The 232-nt window shown below is 71.1% G+C and carries 1 pseudogene; it reads right to left on the reverse strand.

Going from position 1 to position 232, the window contains the following annotated elements:
• Window positions 1-232: pseudogene (locus AC0IY0_RS29115) on the reverse strand (Crp/Fnr family transcriptional regulator); the annotation flags it as partial.

A 232-nucleotide genomic window follows, 5' to 3' on the forward strand; every position in this document is an offset into this window, starting at 1 on the left:
GGGTGAGGCCCAGCGCGTCGGCCATGACCGTCTGGGTGATCGGGAGGGGGCAGCGTCCTTCCGCCGTGACCAGGCCCGCCGCCTTCGGCCGGACGTACAGTTCGCAGAACAGGTGCGCCAAGCGCCTGGGACCGGACCGGCGGCCGAGCCCGATCAGCCACTCGTTGGTGATCGAGGCGGTCACCAGCACCTCGCGCCAGAGCGCCGCCGTGACATCGGGGTAGTGCACCAT

The sequence above is a fragment of the Methylobacterium sp. AC315 genome, from assembly GCF_979253755.1.